Raw genomic sequence first — 22771 nt, 5'->3', positions numbered from 1 at the left:
GAATGACCTTCCTCAACCAGCCGTGGCCGCGGTGCTGTTGACCGAAGACGTTCCTGCTGCCGTCGCCGAGCCGACGCCGCCGGGCAGACCGGGGGCATCCGGCATCGCCGCGGCGGGGTTTCCTCCCCACCGCGCGTCCGCGGGGACTTCCTCGCCTTTCATGAGGAAGGAATCGGCTTCCAGCACGGCGCCGTCCCCCATCGTCACGCCGTAGTGGACGTGCGCGCCGACCCCGATGGTGCAGCCGGCACCGAGTGTTATGCGGTCGGACTTGAAGGTGCCGTCCTCCTGCGAGTGGCACTGGATCTTGCACCCGGCATTGAGCGTGCAGTCGTCCCCGATCGTGGTGAGCGTCCGCTCCGTCACATAGCAGCCGTCGTCGAAGACCCTGCTGCCGATGCGAACACCCAGCAACCGCCAGATCACGTTCTTGAAGGGGGTTCCGTTGAATACGTTGAGGTATTCGTCCGGCACCTTCCAGAGGCGCTCATGCCACCAGAAGTACGGGTCGTAGATGGAGCACAACCGGGGGCGCAGCGTGCGGAACGACGCGATGCAGCGCTCCACCAGGACGTAGTAGAGGGCGGTGAACCCGAGGGTGAGCGCCAGATACACGGCTATCACCACGTGCCCGAACACCCCGTACAGGCCGACGGAGGCGAGACCGAGCATCGTGAGCACAAAGGTGTGCAGCCATCGCACGAACAGGAACAGGGCCATTGTGCGGATGTTGTAGCGGTTCTTCGCGGCGAGATTGCGGTGCAGTTCGTCCCCGGTCCTGAGATGGTCGAAGCGGGAGTCGCGCTCCACCGACCGGGGAATCTCGAAGCACGGCGAGCCGAGCAGCCCGACCCCTTCACGGACCGCACCGTCGAGCGGAACCATCACCTTCGTCGCAAGCAGGCAGTTCTCCCCCGTCCTGCCCCCCGCGGGATAGGCGATGTTGTTGCCGAGGAAGTTGCGCGGCCCGATCGACGCTCGGGACACCCGGAAGGACGTGCTCGAGAAGTCCGCATTGATGATGGAGAGCCCGTCCGCCACCATCGTCCCGCTGCCGACAGAAGCCAGATACGGGGTCTCGTGCTGCACTTCCGTGCCGAAGTTCGACCCGGTCTGCTCGACCTGTGACAGATCATATCCGAGGCCGCGCAAATAGTGGACGATGTAGGAGCTGTCGCCAAAGAGCCAGGCGAAGAACTTGATGTTCGTCAGGCCGGCCGTCACCCGGTGGGCCGCGTAGTGGAAGCCGTAGAGCGGATAGACCTTGTCGGGCTCGAAGGCCAGACTGAGCAGGCGCGGAACGGTGAACAACACGGCCAGGCCCACGACGACGGAGCCGAGGAACAGCACGAGAGACAGGACCAGTGCGTCGATGAGGAAATCCGACGACGTGATGCGGGGCGCGTCCGGGCCCAGTCGCTTGCCGAGCGCCGGAACCTCGGTGAACAGCATGTACACCCCGCCGACGGCCAGCGGAATGTACAGGAAGAACAGCTGAAGCAGGGTGACGAGGCCGAACCAGGCCCGGCGCAGGGTGCCGCACCTCGCCGGCGCGACCCTCACGTAGTCGATCTCCGTGGGCTCTGCGGGGGACCCGTGCCGACGCTCGCCGTCCGGGATCACCTGGCCGCGGTACAGGGCGGATGCATGGCCGAGTTGAGCTCCGTCGCCCATCGACGTGTCGATGTCGAGCACGGTCTTCTCGCCGATGAACACGTCCCGGCCGAGTGTGATCCGGCCGGTCTGGATATGCCCGGCGTGCGCCCGGTAGCAGAGGAAGAACGAGTCCTTGCGGATCACCGCACCGGCGCCGATCGTGAGCAGATCGGTGCAGACCGGGACGGAGTGGGACAGGATCGTGACTCCCTTGCCGATGCGCGCGCCGAGCGCCCGCAGGTACAGCACGTACAGCGGACTGCCGACGAAGAAGATCATCGGGTTGGCGTGGAGCAGTACCTTGACGAGCCAGAAGCGCAGATAGGTCGGACTCCAGACGGGGAACTCGCGAGGTTTCCAGCGGCCGATGAGAATCCATTTGGCCATGACCGGGAACATGCACAGGACGACGAAGCCGATGCCGCCGATCAGGAGCGACCGCAGATAGACGACGACCAGACCTGAGCCGGCGTCGATCCACTCGTAACCTCGGGCGGCGACAAGTCCGGCGACTAAGGAGTACCCCAGGAAAATCAGCAACTGGAGTGTTCCGCAGAGAACATAGTTCAGTGTGCTCGCCGGCGTCACCGGAGCCGGCGACGTCACCTGGTGCGCTGACGTCGACGTCGGGAGCGATGAATCGGCAGGAGCGGGAGTTGCATCCGCGAGAGCTGCCGCCAGGCTTCGGAGGGTGGGGTTCCGATATATGTCCTTCATGGACGCGGACGGCAGATCGGATCGTTTCCTGATCCGTGCGCAGAATTGAGCCATGACCAAGGAGTTGGCTCCGAGGTCCTCGAAGAAGTGGCTGTCGACCGAAACGCGTTCGACGCACACGACATCAGCCAGTACTTCCGCAAGTTTGCTCTCGGTCTCCGTCGTCGTCGGGCCTGCGCTGCTACGCCTGGCGACGGCGGCTTCGCCCGGCCCGTGTATCTGAATCTCGGAGGACTGCTCCACCGTTCGACCTCCTGAAGGACATTGCGACAACCAACGGCCAAAGGTGGCCGGTCCGGTGTCCTCGCGCCCCGAAGAATGGCCCTACCGAGCCATCCGGAACCGCGAGGTCGTGCGTTCCTTCCTGATCACAAGTCCGTGCACTTCAGTTTCGGTCGGCCACCCTCAGATTGCCACTCCGAATCGATCACGATGACAACGACAGTAGCGCTCAAAGGGCCGGTGTTCCTCGATCCCTACGCCGCTGGGGTGAACCAGAGATCACCCATATGGCGGTTCACTCCGACGAGGCAAGACGAGGAAAGGCAAGGCGCTGGGGTCGTCGTCCGGTGTCGCAGTACTCCCGCGACGGTGACAGGCGTCGTGGCCGCGAGTCCGCGGACAGCAAGGCCGCCTTGCGCCGTGGATCTCCGTGTCGGCGGCAGGCATGCTGGGGCCGGTGTGCTCCGGCAGAGTGCTGCGGGGGGTGTGCCGGAGTGTCGCGCGCCTACCTCGGCTGAGGCGTCAGTGCTGTGGTGCTGCGCGGCTTACCGGCGGAGCTGACGAGTGCCATGTATCTGTCCCAGTTCCAGTTCGGCCCCGGGTCTTCGTGCACGGAGTCCGGGATCTCGATGTGACCGAGGATGTGCTCGCGGTCGACGGGGATCTCGTGCTTGGCGCAGATGGCGGCAGTGAGCCTGGCCGAGGCCCTGTACATCACATCGGAATAGGAGGACTGCTCCATCCAGCCCTCGTGCTCGATGCCGATGCTTCTGGTGTTGTACTCCCAGTTGCCCGCATGCCAGGCGATGTCTGCTTCGCGCACACACTGCACTACGAGTCCGTCGGCGGCGCGGACCAGGTAGTGGGCGGACACCGATCCCTCCGGGTCCTGGAAGGTGGAGACCATGTCGGAAAAGGTGTCGGTGGTGAGGTGGATGACCACGTACTCGACCGGATCGGTTTCGGGGCGAGCGGCGAACGTGTAGTTGGACGCGTCAGCCGGCAGCCACCTCGCGGACGGATAGTCGACGAGGGGACGGCCCGCGGCTCCTGCCCCGGCCCGGCCTCTGGCCACGTCGTGCGGGGGCTGTCCGCTTCTGGTCTCGACGCGGGTTGCGGCGGACAGCATCTTGGGCAACGCGAGAGCGGCGGCGGCTCCGCCCGCCGCACAGACCGCGCCCCGCAGCAGCCATCTGCGGGTGACGAGGCTGTGTTCCATGACCACTCCTTCAGGGACGGACAGGACGGCGGCCATGCGCTGCGCGCTGTGACGGCACGTCGGAAGCAGGCGCATGGTGAGCCCGGGATTGTGATCCTTCACTGAGGTCCTGACCGCAGCAAGCCGATCACGGCCGGGGGCCGGGCGGTCACCGCTGAAGTGACCGGGTGTCTCCCATGCCGATCACCGGGTGCTGGGCGGGATCGAGCATCCGCAGCAGTTCCGGGCTGCACGCACACTGGTGCACATGGCCTCCGCAGCATCCGCTCCCCCGACGTCCGCGAAGCTCCCTCGGATCGTCGCCGCGAGCCTCATCGGCACCACCATCGAGTGGTACGACAACTCATCCGAGCGGGGCTATGACCTGCGGGGTCCCTCCGCATCTGTCAGCTGAGCCAGCGCCGAACCAGCACCGGAGCACCCAACGACGCCAGGAAGCGGGGCCTCAGCCCCGTTCGGCCGAACGATGGCATGGCATGCAGGACAGTGACTCGCCGTAGTCCTGACTGTGTGGGTCCGGTCTCTCAGTTGGAGAGCCCGGTGCGTCCGATCGCCTCGGCGCCGGCAACACCTACTGCAATACGGCTATGAGAACTGAAGGCCATGCCGGCACAGGTCTCCCCGATGCTCACAGAGCGTCGCAACTCCGTGATCACGAGGGCTCATGTCTGTTCTGCCATCAGAGGCGCTCCGTGTCGGCGTCGAGCCGTTCCCAGGCGTCGTGGGTTGATCGATCCACGAGCAGCCTGCCAGCGACTTGGCCTGCTGTGTCTTCGGGACCGCGACGACGTAGCCGAGCCCGGCTTCCTCGATCATGCGGCGGAAGTGCCAGTCCTGGCCGTAGAGAGCGTCCGCGGTCACCCAGGAGATGGGCAGCGGCGAGGCCAGTGCCCGAGTGACCAGGGCCCGGGCCGGCTCGGTCTTGGTGGCAAACGCCCGGTCGTCGGGCACTTCCGCCGCCCGGCACCGCTCCCGGTCAGTCGTCCAGGACTCCGGCAGGTACAGCTCCCGGTCCACCAAGGTCCGCCCCCGCGGGGACGAGCCGGCCGCGAACACCGCGACCTGGCAAGTTCTCGGTACGTCCCGCGGAGCCGGAGTACTGCCGCTGCACGCCGGGATGGTGCCCTTCTTGAAGAACCCTGTCCCCTCGATGATCAAGACACCGTCGGGCTCGCCGAGCCGCTCGGCGACACATCAGGCCGCACATCATCTTGCACGATCAGATCAACAGCGATCACACGCCGACGGTCGCGAGTGCTGTGGGAGCCCCCGGGCCCGGGGGCTCCCACAGCACTCGCCCGGGCTCGGGCTCCTCAGAGCTTCCCGCCGATCTCACACGCCCGGCACGGTGGCCGACCGCAGGTGCACTGCATGATGGCGTTGAGGACATCGCGGTCGTGATAGAGGCACTCATCCCTGCAAGTGTGGCGCGGGATGAATCCGGCCGGGATCTCACCGGGCCACGGCTCGTGACCATCCCGGCAGCGGACGAACCGCTCAGGGTCGGTGGAGTGCAGTTCGTGCATGCTCGACCGCGCCTCGTCTTCCAGCTCCCGCACTCGCTCCACCAGGCTCTTGAGCTCGGCGGCGATGCTGGAGTACCGGTCGGCGCCGGTCCTTACGTGTGCGGCCCGCAGTGCCATCGCTGCGTTGCCCAAAAACCTGCCGGCATCCTGAAGGTCGGTCACGTGATGCATTTGAATGCCGTTCACGCCCCGTACCCACACGGCGTCCATGCTGCTCACTGATCCACCTTCCCGGCGTTCACCTTGGTTTTCTTGCGAGACGGTATGCGCGGCGCCGGTGCCTCCGCATAACGAAAAATTATCTATTTATGGACACTAAAGGTCTCAGTCGCGCCCGTCCAGCATCTTCGGAGTGAGCCGAACCACATCAGGCATGGACTCGCAGTGGGCATGACATACAGGAAGATCAATTGAAACTCACGTAGTGATCTTCTGCTGGATCTTCAATGAATCTTCTGCCGATTTCATGTCCACCGGGTGTTATTCGTTATCCGGCGACCGTGTAGGAGCGCGCTCCCGCCCCGGCGAGCCCGCCGCCGTCGACGATCAGGTACTCCGGGCGGATGGGGCGCCCGTCGAGCCAGCACTCCAGGATTTCCCGGGTACCGGCCGCGTAGCGGGCCTGCGCCGAGAGGGTCGAACCGGACACGTGCGGCGTCATCGCCTCGTACGGCATGGTGCGCCACGGATGGTCGGGCGGCGGCGGCTGCGGATACCAGACGTCACCCGCGTAACCGGCCAGTTGGCCGCTGTTGAGGGCCCGCACCACGGCGTCCCGGTCGACGATGAGGGCGCGTGCGGTGTTGACGATGTACGAACCGCGCTTCATGGCCCCGATCAGCTCGTCGTCGAAGAGGTTCTGCGTCTGCGGATGCAGCGGAGTGTGGATCGACAGCACGTCGACCGAGGAGGCCAGCGAACGCGCGTCGGGATGCCAGGTCAGCTCCAGTTCCTCCTCGACCTCCTTGGGCAGCCGGTGCACGTCGTAGTAGTGCAGGTGGACGTCGAACGGCTTGAGGCGGCGCAGTACCGCCTGGCCGATACGGCCGGAGCCGAGGACGCCGACGTCCATGCCTTCGAGGTCATAGGCGCGCGAGACGCTGTCCGCGATGTTCCAGCCCATCTTGGTGGTCACCCACTCGTGGGCGGGCAGGAAGTTGTGCACCAGGGTGAGGATCTGCATGACGGCGTGCTCGGACACGCTGATGCTGTTGCTGTAGGTCACCTCCGCCACCGTCATGCCATGGGCGATGGCGCTCGGCAGGTCGACGTGGTCCGACCCGATCCCCGCGGTGATCGCGAGTCTGAGCTGGGGAGCCGCGGCGATCCGCTCGTGGGTCAGATAAGCGGGCCAGAAGGGCTGCGAGATCACCACGTCGGCGTCGGGCAGCTCACGGTCCAGGGTGGAGTTCGGCCCTTCCTTGTCGCTGGTGACGACAAAGGTGTCGCCCCGGCCCTCCAGGAACCGGCGCAGTCCCAGTTCTCCCGAGACGCAGCCGAGAAGCTCCCCCGGGGTGAAATCTATGGCTTGCGGGGTCGGCGCGGTCTGACCGCCCGGATAGCCGGTGATGGTCGGAATCTCGTCCCGGGCGTACTCCGGAGGATAACCGCCCACGGGGTCGGGATAAAGCACCGCAAGGATCTTTGCCATGGCCATCCTCCGTCGGTGAGACCCTGCTCCGGCAACCGATCGGGCACCGATGATCTCAAATCTTAAATTTTAGTCGAGCATGCGTCGGCGCTGCAATCCCCAGGGTTAATGGGCAGGTGGGCCAGTGGATAGGGATGCGGATATTTCGACGAGGCCCGCGGCAGCAGTTCGGGCACTCGGTGTGTACGGAGGCTTCTGATGCGGGCAGACGAATCAGGGCCCGAGAGAGAATCCCAGGAGCCCGCATACATCTCCGGTGCCGAATCCCAAGCGGGAGGCGAGTCCGCACCGTCGCGCGAGCCGTTCCACTCGCGTCTGCGCCGGGGCGTCCTGGCGGCGATCGCGCTCGGTGGCCTTCTCGGCGGGTCGGCCCGTTACGCATTGGGACTCGCCTTTCCCCGGCCCGAGGCGGCGTTTCCGTTGACGACGTTCGTCATCAATGCCGGTGCGTTCCTGCCGGCGCTGCTGCTCGTGTACGTGCTCGACTCTGGCCGCCGACCCGGTAAGTGCGGCCGTTCGCCGCCGTCGGGTTTCTGTGCTCCTTCATGCTCCTTCACCACCTTCTCGACCTGGATGGTCGACACCGATCGCCTTGTGCGTCACGGCCACTACGCAGCTGCGGCGTCCAACGTCTTCGGCAGTCTGTTCGCCGGCCTGGCCGCCACCGGTTTGGGCCTGGTCATCGGCAGGATGGCGCTGGCCCGGCGGGTACGGCTCGCCGATCGGCGTGGCCGCCGCCGGTACGGTTGGTGGGTCCGGTGATCATCCTGCTCGCCCTCGGTGCGGCGGTCGCGGTCGGGGCGGTTGCGCGCTACGTACTCGACCGGCACGTGCAGTACCGAAGCCCAGGCGTGTTCCCGCGCGGCACCTGGCTGATCAACATCACCGACTCGTTCGTGCTGGGGCTTCTGGTGGCCTCGGCGCACGCAACGGGCTGCCGGAGCGGGTCGTGACAATTGTCGGCGTCGGTTTCTGCAGCGCCTATACGACGTTCTCCACATTCAGTTACGAGTTGGTCCACCTGCGCGAGAAAGGACAGGGCGAAAAATCCGTGCTGCACGGCGCGTCGAGCCTCACGGTGGGTCTGTTGGCAGCAGCGGCGGGGCTCGCCATTGGGTCGTTCTGAGAAAGGCCGGGCCCAGCCGTCCTCGACTTGACACCTGGATTTACGAGACGTCTCCTTGAAGTAGGAAAGGCGTTGTGGCGGGTGCTCATCGGAGCGTGCGGCACGCGTTCGGGTTGGCTAGCGTCCACCGGCATCCGGAGGCAGCTGATGGCAACCTACGAATATGTATGCAGCAGCTGTGGGCCCTTCGATGTGAAGTTGGCAATCGGAACTGCGCCCGAATCCTACAGTTGCCCTGTTTGCGCAGGCGCTGCGAGACGTGTCTACTCCTCGCCCGGCCTCTCGCGGACCTCGAACGCGGTCGCCGCCCTCCATAACCAGGAGGAGCGGGCCCGTGAGGCCCCGGCAGTGGTGTCCGGCGTGCCGCCACACAGCAGGGTGCGACGGCAGCCGCACCCCGCGCTCTCGCGGCTGCCGCGTCCCTGAGGGTGGTGGTCGACAAGTCAGAACGTGTCATGCGGGTTTCGACGTCGGAAGACGGACGTCGTTCCCGTAGCGGCGCACGGAATGCGGAACGACGTGACGCTGGCCGGGAGCCGGGCCCGTATCCTCGGCAGCTCATCGGCGGCCCGGGCACGACGCGATTCCGCCCCACCCACGCGGACTTAGGAGGTGCGTCCCCGTGGGCAACGTGGGACTGCTCTTTGTCGGTGCAGTGCTCTTCATGAACGGCTTGCTGCTCCTCGAGAAGGTCGATGCCCGGGCAGCAGCGGTGCTCAACCTTTTCGTGGGCGCACTGCAGGTACTGACACCGACTTACCTCATCTTCACCGCAGACAACGACCCCAAGAAGATCCTGGCGGCGTCCGGCATCTACCTGTTCGGCTTCACCTACCTCTACGTAGGTATCAACCTGCTCGCCGGTCTCGACAGCACCGGCGTCGGCTATTACTCGCTGTTTGTGGCAATCGCCGCCCTGGGGTACTCGTTCGTCAACTTCCGGCTCTTCAAGGACTACCCCTTCGGGGTCATCTGGCTCTACTGGGGGTTCCTGTGGTTCCTGTTCTTCCTGCTGCTCGGTCTCAAGATGGACGGCCTCAGGATCTATACGGGCTGGGTCACGGCGATCGAAGGCTGGGTCACCGGCGTGATTCCCGCTGGGCTGCTGCTCTCCGGCTACTGGAAGCACCCCACCGAGATCGCCATCGCACTGGCGGTCTTCGGCGTGGTGGTGTTCGTGGCGCTGTGGCCACTCACCCGGAAATCGTCGCGGGCGGCCGCGGCCCGAGCCGCCCCGGCAGCCGGAAGCGTGGGGGCACCAACGTGACCGGACCGGAAATATCGGAAATTCGGAAATAAGGAGCTGTCATGCCCGAAGTTCTCTTCAGTGTGGACCACAGCAAGTCGATGCGTGACCAGGCTGTTCCCGGACACAACCGGTGGCACCCGGACGTCCCTACCGTCGCCATGGTGAGGCCAGGAGCCGAGTTTCGCATGGAGTGCCGTGACTGGACCGACTGCCAGGTCGGCAACAACGACTCCGCCAACGACGTACGCGACATCGACCTGACCATTCCTCACATGCTCAGCGGCCCGATCGGCGTGGAGGGCGCCGAACCCGGTGACCTGCTCGTCGTCGACATTCTCGATCTCGGCCCCGTGCCGCAGCAGACCGGGGACGCAGCGGGCCAAGGCTGGGGCTACACCGGTATCTTCGCCAAGGCCAACGGCGGCGGCTTCCTGACCGACTACTTCCCGGACGCCTACAAGGCGATCTGGGACTTCCACGGACAGCAGGCCGTCTCCCGCCACCTTCCCGGGATCCGCTTCACCGGAATCACCCACCCCGGGCTGTTCGGAACCGCTCCGTCCGCCGAGATGCTCGCCCGCTGGAACGCCCGCGAGAAGGCGCTGATCGACACCGACCCGAACCGGGTCCCCCCACTCGCCGTACCGCCCGACGGCACCAACGCGCTCGCCGGCACGGCCACCGGAGACCTCGCACGACGCATCGGTGAAGAAGGCGCACGCACGGTGCCGGCCCGCGAGAACGGAGGCAACCAGGACATCAAGAACTTCACCCGGGGATCGAGGGTCTTCTGCCCCGTACACGTGAAGGACGCCAAGCTCTCCGGAGGAGACCTGCACTTCAGCCAGGGTGACGGAGAGATCACCTTCTGCGGGGCCATCGAGATGGGCGGCTTCATCGACTTCCGCGTCGACCTGATCAAGGGCGGCATGGAGATGTACGGCATCTCCACCAACCCCGTGTTCCTTCCGGGCAACGTCGAGCCGAGGTACTCGGAGTTCGTCACCTTCATCGGGATCTCCGTCGACCACGACACGGACACGAACTACTACCTGGACGCGACGCTGGCCTACCGCCGGGCCTGCCTCAACGCCGTCGAGTACTTCAAGAAGTTCGGCTACAGCGGAGAGCAGGCCTACCTGCTGCTCGGCTCCGCACCCATCGAGGGACGTATCAGCGGCATCGTAGACATCCCGAACGCATGCTGCTCCCTGTACGTACCCACCGCCATATTCGATTTCGACGTCCGGCCCACCGCCGCCGGCCCGATGAAGGCCGAACGCGGCCAGTGCGCGTTGAGCACCTGACCGGACAACGACGGCCCCGCAGTGCGTGCTGCGGGGCCGTACGATGCAGCGCTTGCCATCCTGGCGTCGGCCTCCTTGCCGAGAAACAGACCTCCCACCGAGCGTCTCCCTTGATGGTGATCACCCGTCCGCTGCGGCAAGACCACCGGCTTCGGCCGCTTCCCCCTCCCGCCACTTCGCGCTCAACGCGGCCTGGCTGGAGCCGGCCCTGACCGCCATCGATCTGCTCACCTGGACCCAGGCCCTGCTGCTGGAGGGCGAGTTGGCCTCCGCCGAGCGCTACCGGCTGCTGCACGCAGCCGCCCGCTCACCGACGCCGAGTGGGACCAAACCAGCGACGACTGGCTGCAACAAGCCCTGGACTACGTCACGAAGCCCTGCGACGGCCCGCCGATCGCGACCTGTGGAGTTCTCATGTCCCGCACGCGCTGCATCCCCGGCATCCTCACCCTCGTCAAGACCGGCACCCCCCGCAACCAGCGCAACTGCCGCACCTCTGCCACCACAACCTGCTCCACTGCCGAGCCACGCACTCGGGCGGCTGCGGCCGGCGCAGCGGCGTGCGGGCGTCGTTGTAGGAGGGAGGGCAGCACTGCAGTCAACGTTCTCCTCGACCGCGCACGGCGCGCCCTACTCCCCCGCAACCTCGTGCTCTACCACCTCAACGGCGTGGGGCCCGCGGCCGCACCGGCGGTCGCCCGGGCAACCATGATCATCAGAGCCAACGCGCTGGCGAAGGGCGTCTCGGCGGTCCGCCCGCAGGTGGTGTCGACCCTGCTGGAATGTCTGAGGCGGGACATCCTGCCGTTGATCCCCGAACGCGGTTCGGCGGCGCCAGCGGTGATCTCGTACCGCTGTGCTATCTGGCCGCGGCGCTGATCGGCGAAGGCCAGGTCCTGCACCGGGGCACCGTGCGTCCGGCGGTCGACGCCCTGCGCGAGGAGGGCATCGAGCCCCTACGGCTCGCGCCCAAGGAGGGCATCGCACTAATCAACGGAACCTCCTTCGCCGCCGCGTACGCGGTGCTCGCCGCCTGGGACGCGCGGGAGCTGACGTTCGTCGCCGAACTCGCCACGGCCATGACGATCGAGGCGCTGCCGCGGCAGCGCGTCCGCGTTGCACCCCTTCGTGCACGCCAACAAGCCGCACCAGGGCCAGGTGCGGTCCGCGGAGGTCGTCCGGGCCCTGCTGGCCGGCTCACGACTCGCCACGTCCTTCGAGGACATCCTGGTGCGCCGGGAGAGGCTGGCGGGGCGGAGTTACCTCCAGCTCACCGAGAGGATCCAGGACAGGTACTCGGTGCGCTGCGCCCCGCAGATCATCGGCATCGTCCGGGACACGCTCGCGTGGGCGGACGGCTGGCTCGCCACCGAGATCAACTCCGCCACCGACAATCCCCTGTTCGACGCCGACGGCTCCGGGCTCCACCTCGGCGGCAACTTCTACGCGGGCCACGTCGGACAGGCCATGGACAGCCTGAAGACCGCGGTGGCCGGCCTGGCCAACCTGCTCGACCGGCAGCTCGCGCTCATCGTGGACGAGAAGTTCAACGAGGGGCTGCCGCCCAATTTGATCGCCGCGAGGCCTGCGGACGATCCCGAGGCCGGGCTGCACCACGGGTTCAAGGGGATGCAGATCGCGGCCTCGGCGGTCACCGCCGAAGCCCTCAAACAGACCCGGCCGGTCTCCGTGTTCTCACGGTCCACGGAGGCGCACAACCAGGACATCGTCAGCATGGGCACCATCTCGGCCCGTGAGGCGCGCACCGTCAACGGCCTGGTCCGCGAAGTCGCACTGCTCCGCTTGTGCCGTACTCCTCGAGTTCGGTGTGCACGAGCCTGGTGAGGCACTGAGCCACGTCAAGGTCGGTCGCCCTCGGGCGGCCGGTTTCGAAGCCCTACGACTAACCCGATATCAAAGCGTTCCATCCAAAAGCACCACGGGTCACCGTTCATTGGCCACGCTGGGTCCTGCTCCTTCGTGAAGAAGTCGCTCGGCTTCATGACGGCAGGCGCTCGACGGCCACTGACACGCCGACCCCCATCACGACACTCGCCAGGGCAGGGCAGCCGCGTCTACAACACCCGCGCACGTACACCGCGGGCCGGGAACTACGCGCCCCGCAGGCCCCCCAGCACTGCGACGCCCGATCTGCGGCTCATGTCGGAGTTTACGCTGCGTAGTCAGCACCAAGTCAGCACGGGAGGGGTGAGAACGGGTGATGACGTGGGCTTTTAGTCAGCACCAAACCAGCACGGGAGTCAGCACGGCGCCTGCAAATCATGCCCGAACAACGCAACTCGGACAGCGCCCTTCGCGGCCTCATTGTGGCCGTCGCCGAGGCCCCGGCGGCGGCTCCATGGTGGGCGCACGCACTCCCACGCCCAGAACTATGGTGTCCCAACATATACGCCTCTGACCTGCACGTTCCTACGGTGTGGCGACACGCAAACGTTCCCGTCGAAATGCCAGGAAGTGGTGCCGATGTCGTCGCCCGCAAGCGCTCCACCAGCCCCGTCCAGCCTCCCCCGCATCGTCGCCGCCAGTCTCATCGGCACCACCATCGAGTGGTACGACTTCTTCCTCTACGGCTCGGCCGCCGCGCTCGTTTTCAACAAGCTGTTCTTTCCGGACTCCGATCCGCTGGTGGGGACGCTGCTGTCGTTCCTGACGTACGCGGTCGGTTTCGCGGCCCGGCCGCTGGGCGCTCTGGTGTTCGGGCATTACGGCGACCGGCTGGGGCGCAAGAAGCTGCTGGTGCTGAGCCTGTTGATGATGGGTGGGGCGACGTTCGCGATCGGGCTGCTGCCCACGCATGCGACCGTCGGCGCCGCCGCTCCCGTTCTGCTCACCACGCTGCGCCTCGTCCAGGGCTTCGCACTCGGCGGCGAGTGGGGCGGGGCCGTGCTGCTGGTGTCCGAGCACGGGGACGCGCGGCGGCGCGGGTTCTGGGCCTCCTGGCCGCAGACCGGCGCGCCCGCGGGGCAGTTGCTCGCCACCGGCGTGCTGTCCCTGCTGACCGCCGTGCTCTCCGACGATGCCTTCGGCAACTGGGGGTGGCGGATTCCGTTCCTGCTCTCCGGTGTGCTGGTGATCGTCGGTTTGTGGATTCGTCTGTCTGTCGATGAATCGCCGGTGTTCCAGCAGGCGTTGGCGCAGGCCGAGGCCCGAAAGGCGGCACGGGCGGCCGAAGCCGGGGCCGAGAAGCTGCCGCTCGTCTCGGTGCTGCGATATCACTGGCGCGACGTGCTCGTGGCGATGGGGGCCCGTATGGCCGAGAACATCAGCTACTACGTCATCACCGCTTTCATCCTCGTCTACGCCACCACCTCCGCCGGCGTCTCCAAGCAGACCGCGCTCAACGCCGTGCTGATCGGCTCCGCCGTGCACTTCGCGGTGATCCCGGCGTGGGGTGCCCTGTCGGACCGGATCGGGCGCCGTCCCGTCTATCTGCTGGGCGCGGCCGGCGTCGGCCTGTGGATGTTCCCGTTCTTCTCGCTCATCGACACCGGCGGCTTCGGGAACCTCGTCCTCGCGGTGACCGTGGGTCTGATCCTGCACGGCGCCATGTACGCCCCGCAGGCCGCCTTCTTCTCCGAGATGTTCGCGACCCGGATGCGCTACTCCGGCGCCTCCATCGGCGCGCAGTTCGCCTCGGTCGCCGCGGGCGCGCCCGCCCCGCTGATCGCCACCGCCCTGCTGTCCGACTACAACAGCTCCACCCCGATCGCCCTGTACGTGATCGCGGCGGCCGTCCTGACGCTGATCGCCGTGGGCGCGGCCAAGGAGACACGCCACCGCGACCTCGCAGCGGTCGAGGCCTCCGGTGACCCCGAGCCGGCGGCGGCCCCGGCCGCGGACGCCCGCACCGCCTGACTCCCGTCCTCGAGCCCGACCCCCGTGCGCCCGTGCGTACGGGGGTCAGCGCTGCGTCGGCGACGACAAGCGGTGCAGGCGCAGCGCGAGTTGGATCTCCAGGGCGCGGGCCGGGGTCTGCCAGTCGTCGCCGAGCAGGCGGCCTACGCGCTCCAGCCGCTGGGCGACGGTGTTCACGTGGACGTGCAGCTCGTCCTTCGTACGGGCCGGACTCATACCGCAGGCGAAGTACGCCTCCAGGGTGCGCACCAGATCCGTGCCGCGCCGCTCGTCGTAGGCGACGACCCGGCCTATGGTGCGGTCGACGAAGCCGGCGACGTCCCGGTCGCCCGCGAGGAGCAGTCCGAGGAAGCCGAAGTCCTCGGCGGCGGCGCCGTCGCCGGTGCGGCCGAGCAGCCGCAGGGCCTCGAGGCAGCGTCGCGCCTCCGCGTAGGCGGCGGCCACGGTGTCGGGATGGGCGGCGAGGTCCTCGACGGGGGCGGAGGCGCCGACGGTGACCGCCTCGTGCACGGCGGTGCCGAGGTGGCGGGCGGTGCGGCGGGCCAGCTCCGTGGCGGTGTCACCGCGGTCGAGGGGCAGCAGCAGGACCGTGCCGCCGTCGCGGGCTGCCGCGAGCCCGTGCCGGGTGGCGGCCAGGTGGGAGGCCGCGGACCACAGGCGGCGGCGGGCGGCGGCCTCCTGGTCGGCGTCGGCGGCCGGGGCGTCGAGGCGCGCGGCGAGGACGACCTGGGTGGCGTCGAGGTCGGCGCGCAGCCGCCAGGCGCGCTCGCGCAGCAGGCGCGGGTCGCGGTCGCGGGCGTCCAGCAGGTCGTCCAGCAGCTCACCGCGGACGCGCTGCTCGGCCTCGGCGGCCGACCGTCTGGCGAGCAGCAGCAGCGAGGTGACCATGGCGGCGCGTTCCAGCGTGCGCTGGTCGACGGGGTCGAGGCCGGGGTGGCCGTGCAGCACGAGAGCGCCGAGGAGTTCGCCGCCTGCGGCGACCGGGGCGATCCAGTCGTCCCCGTGCCGCACCGCGTGCCCCTCGGCCCGGGACGCCTCCAGGGCGTCGGCGGGTGCGGCACCGGCCTCCGTGAACTCGACCGTGCCGTCGAGGACCTGGGAGACCGCGGCGGCCACGTCGTGCACCCCACCGCCGCGCAGGACGAGTTCGGCGAGCCGGTCGTGGACGTCCGAGGCACGCTCGATCACGGCGCTGCGGTCGCGGATGATCTCGTTCGCCCGCTCCAGGTCGGCGAGGGCCGAGCGGGTCTCGGTCAGCAGGTTGGCGCTGTCGATGGCGGCCGCGGCGAAGGCCGCGAAGGAGCCGAGCAGTGCGATCTGCTCCCGTTCGAAGACCCGGGCCCGCCGGTCCGCCGCGAACAGCACGCCGATGACGTGGGGACCCAGCATCAGGGGCACGCCGAGGATGGCGACCAGGCCCTCGTCCCGTACGCCCGTGTCGATGGTGCCGGTGTGCTGGAAGCGGGGGTCTTTGAAGTAGTCGTCGGTGACGTAGGGGCGGGCCGTCTGGGCGACCAGACCGCCGAGTCCCTCCCCCATGCCCAGGCGCAGCTGCTGGAAGCGGGCCGCGACCGAGCCCTCGGTGACGCGCATGTACGTGTCGCCCCGGGCCGGGTCGTTCAGGGTGAGGTAGGCGACGTCCGTGCCGAGCAGCGAACGGGCACGCTGCACGATGGCCTGCAGCACCGAGTCCAGGTCCCGCAGGCCCGCCAGGTCGTGGGCGGTCTCGAACAGGGCGGACAGCTCCGCCTCGCGCCGGCGGCGGCCCTCCAGCTCCGCGCGCACGCGCAGCGCGAGGAATTTGGCGTGTTCGAGCGCGGCGATCCGGCCGGTCGGGCGGCCCTCGGCGCGGGCGAGCAGCACCGGCTGTTCGTACGCGTCGGCGGGCGCACCCCGAGCCAGCAGCTCGAGGAAAGGCGCCTCCGCACTGCCGTCCGGCACGTCGGCGTCGGCGGTCGGCGCCCCGTCCCGGGTGGTCGGCGCGTCGGCGCTGCCGGTCGGCGCCCCGGCACCGGCGGCGGGACGCCCGGCGGACTGCACGTGATCACTGGACATGCTCACAGGATTCCCCATCGCCCGGCCGTCCGGTGAGCCCTGTGGACAACTCGGAGGCGAGCGGGCACCGGGTCGGTCAGTGCGCGGTCCAGCCGCCGTCCAACACCAGCGAGGTGCCGGTGACGAAGGACGCCTGCGGGCTGCACAGATACGCCACGGCCTCCGCGACCTCCTCGGGTTCGATCAGCCGTTTGACGGCGCTGTCCTGCAGGAGCACCTCGGACAGCACGCGCTCCTCGGGGATGCCGTGCGCCCGTGCCTGGTCGGTGAGCTGTTTCTGCACCAGGGGGGTGCGCACGTAGGCAGGGTTCACGCAGTTGGAGGTGACACCGTGGGGCGCGCCTTCGAGGGCGGTCGTCTTGGACAGTCCTTCCAGGCCGTGTTTGGCCGCCACGTACGCCGACTTGTAGGCCGAGGCGCGCAGGCCGTGCACGGAGGAGATGTTGACGATCCGGCCCCATCCCTGCCCGTACATGTGGGGCAGCGCGCCACGGATCAGCCGGAAGGGCGCCTCCAGCATCACGGTCAGCACGGTGTGGAAGACGTCGGGCGGGAACTCCTCGATGGGCCGCACCAGTTGCAGTCCGGCGTTGTTGACGAGCACGTCGGTGGCGGCGGCCGCCTGCTCGGCGGCGTCCAGGTCGGTGAGGTCGAGGACGTGCGGCTCGACGGCGCCCGCGAGGCCGCCGGACTGCTCGGCGAGCGCGTCCAGGCCCGCGGCGTCCCGGTCGACGGCCCGGACCTTGGCCCCGGCGGCGGCCAGGCGCAGCGCGCAGGCGCGCCCGATGCCGCCGGCGGCGCCGGTGACGAGGGCGGTGCGGCCGCCGAGGTCGAGCGAGGGGGCGTGGGGGCCCGGGAGGGCGCTGGGCGAGGTCATGTTCCGACCCTAAGCAGCGCTCCTACCGGACCACATGTGGCCACACCCCATACTTCATTCAGAACTCGTGGTCTCGAACCATGTGGGTTCACCGGACAGGGCCTGCTTGATCCGGAACTGCTGGCCTTCGTCCATCCTGGGCAGCGCGTCCAGCTGGAACCAGCCGACCTGCAGGGATTCGTCGTCGTTGACCCGCGCTTCGCCGCCGACGGCCCGGCAGCGGAAGGTGATGTCCATGAACTGGCACATGTCACCGTTGGGGTAAGTGACCTGCTTCCCCGACCTGACCAGGACGACGCGCTCTGCGAGGCACCGCACGGCCGTCTCCTCGTACACCTCCCGCACGGCGCAGTCCGCGGGCTGCTCCCCCGGCTCGGGGATGCCCGAGATCACGGTCCACTTGTGGTTGTCCGCGCGCTGCCCCAGCAGGATCCTGCCCGCGTCGTCGAAGACGACGGCGCTGACGCCGGGAAGCCACAGCAACTGATGGCCGACGGTGGCCCGGATCTCGCGGATGAAGTCAGGAGTAGGCATGGACCGACCCTAACGGGCCGGTCCCGTTGGCCATGCGCCTTCCAGAGGCGTACGGCAGGCGTCGTACGGCTACGCCTCGCCGGCGCGCCGCCCGCGCACGCTGGCCCCGATCGCCCAGCCGAGCCCGCCCGCGGCGACCAGCACCAGGGCGATCTCCGGCACGATGCCCAGCCGGGTGGCGGGCGTCTCGGAGGAGCGCAGCGGCACCTTCTGGACCAGGAAGCCCGGCACGAACATGCCGGTCTTCTGCGTGATCTTCCCGTTGGGCATGATGATCGCGCTGACGCCGCTGGTCACCGGGACCGTGACGGTCCGGCTGTGCTCGACCGCACGGATGCGGGACATGGCGAGCTGCTGGTAGGTCATCTCGCTGCGGTCGAAGGTGGCGTTGTTGCTCGGCACGGAGATCATCTGCGCACCGTCGGTGACCGTGTCGCGCACGGCCCAGTCGAAGGCGGCCTCGTAGCAGGTGGCCAGGCCGACCTTGGCGCCGTCGACGGTGAACACGCCCGGCTTGCTGCCGCGGCTGAAGTCCTGGCGGACCATCGACGTCCAGTTCTTGTTGATCGCCCCGAGCAGCGGGCGCAGCGGCAGGTACTCGCCGAACGGCTGGACCTGCCGCTTGTCGTACATCTGTACCGGCCCCTTGACCGGGTCCCACAGGATCTGCTCGTTGAACAGCTTGCCGTGCCGCTCCACGACACCGCCGACGGACATCGGCACCCCGATCGCCTTGGCGGCACCGTCAATGACGGCGCGCGCGTCGGCATTGGCGAACGGGTCGATGTCGGAGGAGTTCTCCGGCCAGAGCACGAAGTCGGGCCTGGCGACCTTGCCCGCCTTCACCTGCTCCGCCAGTCGCTCCGTCTCGCGCGCGTGGTAGTCGAGGACGGCCCGCCGCTGGGCGTTGAACTCCAGCCCGGAGCGAGGCACGTTGCCCTGGATGACCGCGACGGTCGCGGTGCCGTCCTCGGCCTTGTCGCTCACCAGCGGCCGGGCGGCCACGGCGCCCACCACCGGGACGGCCACGCTCAGCAGGGCCGCGGCCGCGGCCGACCGCTGTACGGCGCGGGTGCGCCGCCCCTCCACGGCCAGGCGCACGACCTCGTACAGGCCGAAGCCGCACAGGACGACGGCGAAGCTGAGTACCGGGGTGCCGCCCACCGCGGCCAGCGGCAGGAACACGCCGTCCGCCTGCCCGAAGGCGATCTTTCCCCAGGGGAAGCCGCGGAACGGCACGCGCGCGCGTGCCGCCTCACTGGCGATCCACACGGCCGCCGCCCACACCGGCCAGGCCGGCAGCTTGGACACCGCGGAGATGCCCGCGCCGACCAGCGCGACGAAGACCGCCTCCACCGCGACGAGGGCCAGCCACGGGCCGGAGCCGACCTCCACGCCGGTCCACACCAGCAGCGGCAGCAGGAAGCCCAGGCCGAAGAGGTAGCCGAGGCCGAGGGCCGCCTTCCAGCCGCGGCCGCGCAGCACCCAGCCGAAGACCGCGAAGGCCGGCAGGGCCAGCCACGACAGGGTGCGCGGCGGGAAGCTGACGTAGAGGAGCACGCCGGACAGGGCCGCGGCGGCGGCGGGGACGAGCCGTACGAGCTTCGCGCCCCAGGGCGCGGGCGCGGTCTGCGGTCGCAGCCGGTCCGACTCGTCGAGGGAAGTTGCGGTGACGGTCACCCCGGGAGTGTACGGCGCATGACCTTGAGGCCGACAGCGCGTCCCGCAACGCAGGGCGGCGCGCAGCAGCCTGCTCCCCCAGGACCGCATCGTTCCTGCGCAAGACGTCCACAAACCGGTCATCAGCCGTTACGGTGTGCCGGAGCCCCAGTCGTACGGCCGGTCGCGGCCGGGCGCGCGGCCGGGCGGCCGGGGTCCGTTCACGGGTCGGGGGCGACCGGCGTTCGGGGGGCGAGGGGTGCGGTCCACGGGGATGACGGCTGCGGACGGGGCGGACGCCGAAAGACGAAACGTTTCTGACGCGGCGGGCGTCGTGGTGCTCGGTGCCTGCGCCACCTGGTCACTGATCACCGGTGCGCTGCACGACGGCCGCCCCGAGGGCGTGCTGCTCGCGGTGCTGGCCGTGGCCGCCGGGTACGCCTCGGGCCGTATCTGCGCAGCCCTGCTGCCGGTCGCCGCGCCCTGCGCCGGGGCACTGGTCGGCGTGGGTCTGACGATGGCCGTACCGGGGCTGGCCCCGGGACCGCAGTTCGCCGCGCCGCTGGGGCACGCCGGTGCCACCGCCGCCGTGCTGACCCTGTCCGCGGGTGCCGCCTGCTGCGCCGCCTGGGCCGCGTCCGCCCCCGCCCTGCGGCTCGCACTGCGCGCGCTGGCCCTCGCGATCGCGGTGACCGCGGCCGCGCTCGGGTCCACCACCGGGTTCGTCTGCTGTGCCGCGGTGCTGCTGTGCTCGCTCGCCGCCGGGCGGATGCGCCACCGCGGCCCGTGCCTCGCGGGCCTGGCCCTGGCCGCGGCCGGGGTGACCGCGGCGAGCTGGGCGGTCGCCGCGCACGCCCTGCCCGACGGGCTCGCCGTCTCCCTGGAGGGGCAGCTGACACGGCACCGCGTCCAGCTGTGGCAGGACGCCCTGCACCTCGCCCACCGGGACGCCGGCCTGGGCGTGGGGCCGGGCCGCTTCGGGGAGTTCAGCCCGACCGCCGCGCAGTCGCTGCAGCCCGACGGCAAGCCGCACTCAGCACTGTTGCAGCAGGCGGCCGAGCAGGGGCTGGTCGGCGTGGTGCTGCTGGCGGCGCCGTACTGCTGGGTGCTGTACGCGCTGTGGCGCACTCCGCGGCCCACGCCGGTGGCGCTCACCGCGGGCGCGGCGCTGACGGCGCTGGCGGCGATCGCCGCGGTCGGCGACGCGCTGAGCTTCACCGCGGTGTCGGTGGGAACGGGCCTGCTGGCGGGGATGGCGACGGCGCGCCCGCTGGCCGAGGAGGCCGGGCCGACGGCGGTGGAGGCACGGCCGCGGCGGGATCGGCTGAGGCCGTGAGGGTGCCGGGTCGTCAGCGGAGCTCGAGGCCGACGCCGTGCACGACGGGCCGCGCCGGACGGCGGGCCGCCACCCGTCCCGCATGGCTCGTACGGCTGCTTCGGCGTCCGCCGGGGATCGCCGGGGACCGCCGGGGACCGCCGGGGACCGCCGGGGACCGCCGGGGACCGCCGGGGACCGCCGGGGATCGCCGGGGATAGTCGAGGATCTCCGGGGATCGCCGGGGATAGTCGGGGATCTCCGGGGATCGCCGGGGATAGTCGGGGTGATGATCAGGCCGGGCCCGGTGTCGGCGGCCGCAGGCGGTCCCTGATCACGCGTGCCGCCGCCTCGGCGTTGTCGATGGTGATCGTGAACGTGTGGCCGTCCCACAGGCGCAGCACGATGCCTTCACCGCAACGTACGACGACCGCGGTGCCCTTCTCGGGCCGCCACCGGTAGCCCCAGCCGCCCCAGTGGCGCGGCGTGACGTGGGGTTCGAACTCGGCGCCCGCGACGTGGGAGAGAGGGATGCGGCGGCGCGGCAGGCCGATGTGGCCGCAGCGCACCTCGAGGGACTCCTTGTCGACCTTGAGCGCGACGTGCACGAAGGCAAGGGTGCCGAAGAGGACCAGCAGCCCGGCCGCGATGCAGCCCACCACGGACATCACCAACGGGGCGATGCCGGAGGTCCAGGCGGAGTCGACGGCCAGCTCGATGCCCAGCGCCAGGCAGGCGGCGCCGACGAGCGCCAGCAGCCACTGGATCCGGTTCGTGGCGCGTCCCGTCCAGACCTCGGGGTGCGGGCTGTCCTCGCTGCGGGGGTCGTCCCTCATACCCATGAGGTTACTCAGGATTCGCTGCGCGGGTAACGCGTGCCCAGGGTGACTGGGCCGGGCGGAGGCAGGGCGGACCGAGTGCGTCCGGTTCGTGACCGTGCGTCAGCGGGCGGGGGTGACCGCCTGCAGGAGGCGGCCCTCCTCGTAGGTGAGCGCGGTCTCGGGCAGCTCTGCCTCCCGTCCGCTGAGCAGCACCGTGAGCGTGGGGTCGGCGACGGCCTCCGGGGCGGGTTCCGCGCCGATCCTGCGCAGGGCCTGGGCGGCCACCGCCCCGGCGGAGCCGTGCAGGATGAGCGGCGGGAGACCGGGCTTCTGGACGGCCGCCCGGATGCGCTCGGCGACCAGTTCGTAATTGGTGCAGCCCAGGACGACGGTCGTTACATCGTCGGGGGTGAGCGCAGCGGCCGCGGCGATTGCGGCGTCGATGGCCGGCTCGTCCGCGTGGTGCACGGCGTCCGCGAGCCCGGGGCACGGCACCTCGGTGACGGTCACGCCCTGTGCGAACTGGTTGATCAGACCGCGCTGATACGGGCTCCCGGTGGTGGCGGGCGTCGCCCAGATCGCAACCGGTCCGCCTCCCGCAGCAGCGGGCTTGATCGCCGGAACGGTGCCGATGACCGGCAGGTCCGGTTCGAACCGGGCGCGCATCACGGGCAGGGAGTGCACGGATGCGGTGTTGCAGGCGACGATCAGGACATCGGGATCGTGCGCGGCAGCGGCCTCGGCCACGGCCAGGGCCCGCTCCGTGATGTCCTCCGGAGTGCGCGGCCCCCAGGGCATCCCGTCGGGGTCCCACGAAAGGACGAGATCCGCGTCGGGCCGCAGACGGCGTACCGCGGCAGCGGCAGGGAGGAGGCCGATTCCGGAGTCCATGAGCGCGATCTTCACCCGGTCACGATAGACGATGGGCCCGAACGCACCGCCGCGGTGGGGCAGACTGCGC

Annotated in this window: 22 protein-coding genes and 2 pseudogenes; 13 read left to right on the top strand and 11 right to left on the bottom strand. The window is 69.3% G+C overall.

Going from position 1 to position 22771, the window contains the following annotated elements; translation table 11 throughout:
• Positions 1–12: 12 nt before the first annotated feature.
• Both ABZV31_RS07575 and ABZV31_RS07570 read right to left on the bottom strand, forming a co-directional pair.
• Complete coding sequence (locus ABZV31_RS07575; protein ID WP_355889499.1) at positions 13–2616, bottom strand: Pls/PosA family non-ribosomal peptide synthetase; 2604 nt, start codon at positions 2614–2616, stop codon at positions 13–15.
• Positions 2617–3100: 484 nt separating this feature from the next.
• Positions 3101–3814 (bottom strand): peptidoglycan recognition family protein, encoded by a 714-nt coding sequence (locus ABZV31_RS07570; protein WP_355889496.1) that lies wholly within the window; start codon positions 3812–3814, stop codon positions 3101–3103.
• Between the two features lie 247 nt (positions 3815–4061).
• Between ABZV31_RS07570 and ABZV31_RS07565 the strand changes: the two genes are divergently transcribed.
• Positions 4062–4208 carry a hypothetical protein gene (locus ABZV31_RS07565; protein ID WP_355889493.1) on the top strand — a complete coding sequence of 49 codons (147 nt, stop codon included), beginning with the start codon at positions 4062–4064 and terminating at the stop codon, positions 4206–4208.
• A 191-nt stretch (positions 4209–4399) separates the two neighbouring features.
• Here the strand turns inward: ABZV31_RS07565 and ABZV31_RS07560 are convergent, their stop codons facing one another.
• From ABZV31_RS07560 to ABZV31_RS07550, 3 genes are all read right to left on the bottom strand, one after another.
• Positions 4400–4972, bottom strand: a complete 573-nt coding sequence (locus tag ABZV31_RS07560; RefSeq protein ID WP_355889491.1) for a transposase — start codon at positions 4970–4972, stop codon at positions 4400–4402.
• A gap of 155 nt (positions 4973–5127) precedes the next feature.
• The gene (locus ABZV31_RS07555) at positions 5128–5550 is read right to left on the bottom strand and encodes a hypothetical protein (protein WP_355890068.1); all 423 of its coding nucleotides are present in this window, start codon (positions 5548–5550) and stop codon (positions 5128–5130) included.
• A gap of 277 nt (positions 5551–5827) precedes the next feature.
• The gene (locus ABZV31_RS07550; RefSeq protein ID WP_355889489.1) at positions 5828–6991 is read right to left on the bottom strand and encodes an NAD-dependent formate dehydrogenase; all 1164 of its coding nucleotides are present in this window, start codon (positions 6989–6991) and stop codon (positions 5828–5830) included.
• Between the two features lie 198 nt (positions 6992–7189).
• Here ABZV31_RS07550 and ABZV31_RS07545 point away from each other — a divergent pair, with 198 nt between their 5' ends.
• The 11 genes and pseudogenes from ABZV31_RS07545 (at position 7190) to ABZV31_RS07495 (ending at position 14549) form a co-directional block, all read left to right on the top strand.
• Positions 7190–7753 carry a CrcB family protein gene (locus ABZV31_RS07545; RefSeq protein ID WP_355889487.1) on the top strand — a complete coding sequence of 188 codons (564 nt, stop codon included), beginning with the start codon at positions 7190–7192 and terminating at the stop codon, positions 7751–7753.
• A complete protein-coding gene (locus tag ABZV31_RS07540; protein ID WP_355889484.1) occupies positions 7750–7944 on the top strand; it encodes a hypothetical protein in 195 nt (64 codons plus the stop codon). The genes ABZV31_RS07545 and ABZV31_RS07540 overlap by 4 nt, the downstream gene beginning before the upstream one ends.
• A complete protein-coding gene (locus tag ABZV31_RS07535; protein WP_355889482.1) occupies positions 7941–8117 on the top strand; it encodes a CrcB family protein in 177 nt (58 codons plus the stop codon). Before ABZV31_RS07540 ends, ABZV31_RS07535 begins: the two co-directional genes overlap by 4 nt.
• 147 nt (positions 8118–8264) lie before the next feature.
• On the top strand, positions 8265–8543 hold the full coding sequence (locus tag ABZV31_RS07530) for an FmdB family zinc ribbon protein (protein ID WP_355889479.1): 279 nt from the start codon (positions 8265–8267) through the stop codon (positions 8541–8543).
• A 196-nt stretch (positions 8544–8739) separates the two neighbouring features.
• The gene (locus tag ABZV31_RS07525; RefSeq protein WP_355889476.1) at positions 8740–9384 is read left to right on the top strand and encodes an AmiS/UreI family transporter; all 645 of its coding nucleotides are present in this window, start codon (positions 8740–8742) and stop codon (positions 9382–9384) included.
• A 41-nt stretch (positions 9385–9425) separates the two neighbouring features.
• Positions 9426–10673 carry a formamidase gene (fmdA, locus tag ABZV31_RS07520; protein ID WP_355889473.1) on the top strand — a complete coding sequence of 416 codons (1248 nt, stop codon included), beginning with the start codon at positions 9426–9428 and terminating at the stop codon, positions 10671–10673.
• A 126-nt stretch (positions 10674–10799) separates the two neighbouring features.
• Positions 10800–10980 (top strand): annotated as a pseudogene (locus ABZV31_RS07515) (IS1380 family transposase); the annotation flags it as partial.
• Positions 10981–11087: 107 nt separating this feature from the next.
• The gene (locus tag ABZV31_RS07510; RefSeq protein WP_355889470.1) at positions 11088–11552 is read left to right on the top strand and encodes an aromatic amino acid lyase; all 465 of its coding nucleotides are present in this window, start codon (positions 11088–11090) and stop codon (positions 11550–11552) included.
• Positions 11456–11713 (top strand): annotated as a pseudogene (locus tag ABZV31_RS07505) (aromatic amino acid lyase); the annotation flags it as partial. The gene ABZV31_RS07510 and the pseudogene ABZV31_RS07505, both read left to right, overlap by 97 nt.
• Positions 11714–11801: 88 nt before the next feature.
• Positions 11802–12518 (top strand): aromatic amino acid ammonia-lyase, encoded by a 717-nt coding sequence (locus tag ABZV31_RS07500; protein WP_355889467.1) that lies wholly within the window; start codon positions 11802–11804, stop codon positions 12516–12518.
• A 639-nt stretch (positions 12519–13157) separates the two neighbouring features.
• Entirely contained in the window at positions 13158–14549 is a 1392-nt protein-coding gene (locus tag ABZV31_RS07495) for an MFS transporter (protein WP_355889464.1), read from the top strand.
• Positions 14550–14594: 45 nt separating this feature from the next.
• Here ABZV31_RS07495 and ABZV31_RS07490 read toward each other — a convergent pair whose 3' ends face one another.
• From ABZV31_RS07490 to lnt, 4 genes are all read right to left on the bottom strand, one after another.
• The gene (locus tag ABZV31_RS07490) at positions 14595–16604 is read right to left on the bottom strand and encodes a GAF domain-containing protein (RefSeq protein WP_355889461.1); all 2010 of its coding nucleotides are present in this window, start codon (positions 16602–16604) and stop codon (positions 14595–14597) included.
• A gap of 76 nt (positions 16605–16680) precedes the next feature.
• The gene (locus tag ABZV31_RS07485; protein ID WP_355889458.1) at positions 16681–17481 is read right to left on the bottom strand and encodes a 3-hydroxybutyrate dehydrogenase; all 801 of its coding nucleotides are present in this window, start codon (positions 17479–17481) and stop codon (positions 16681–16683) included.
• Positions 17482–17535: 54 nt separating this feature from the next.
• Positions 17536–18015, bottom strand: coding sequence for an NUDIX domain-containing protein (locus tag ABZV31_RS07480; RefSeq protein WP_355889455.1), 480 nt, complete (start codon positions 18013–18015; stop codon positions 17536–17538).
• A 69-nt stretch (positions 18016–18084) separates the two neighbouring features.
• A complete protein-coding gene (gene lnt / locus ABZV31_RS07475; RefSeq protein ID WP_355889452.1) occupies positions 18085–19695 on the bottom strand; it encodes an apolipoprotein N-acyltransferase in 1611 nt (536 codons plus the stop codon).
• A 253-nt stretch (positions 19696–19948) separates the two neighbouring features.
• Here lnt and ABZV31_RS07470 point away from each other — a divergent pair, with 253 nt between their 5' ends.
• Positions 19949–21010 carry an O-antigen ligase family protein gene (locus ABZV31_RS07470; RefSeq protein WP_355889449.1) on the top strand — a complete coding sequence of 354 codons (1062 nt, stop codon included), beginning with the start codon at positions 19949–19951 and terminating at the stop codon, positions 21008–21010.
• A 272-nt stretch (positions 21011–21282) separates the two neighbouring features.
• Here the strand turns inward: ABZV31_RS07470 and ABZV31_RS07465 are convergent, their stop codons facing one another.
• Positions 21283–21825, bottom strand: a complete 543-nt coding sequence (locus ABZV31_RS07465; RefSeq protein WP_355889447.1) for a hypothetical protein — start codon at positions 21823–21825, stop codon at positions 21283–21285.
• 105 nt (positions 21826–21930) lie between these two features.
• Complete coding sequence (locus ABZV31_RS07460; RefSeq protein ID WP_355889444.1) at positions 21931–22716, bottom strand: aspartate/glutamate racemase family protein; 786 nt, start codon at positions 22714–22716, stop codon at positions 21931–21933.
• Positions 22717–22771: the final 55 nt, after the last annotated feature.

The organism is Streptomyces sp. NPDC005202 (assembly GCF_040608235.1).
In the GTDB taxonomy this organism is placed as follows: Bacteria; Actinomycetota; Actinomycetes; order Streptomycetales; family Streptomycetaceae; genus Streptomyces.
The sequence above is the reverse complement of the archived record's forward strand: the minus strand, read 5'-3'. Positions and strand labels throughout refer to the sequence as shown.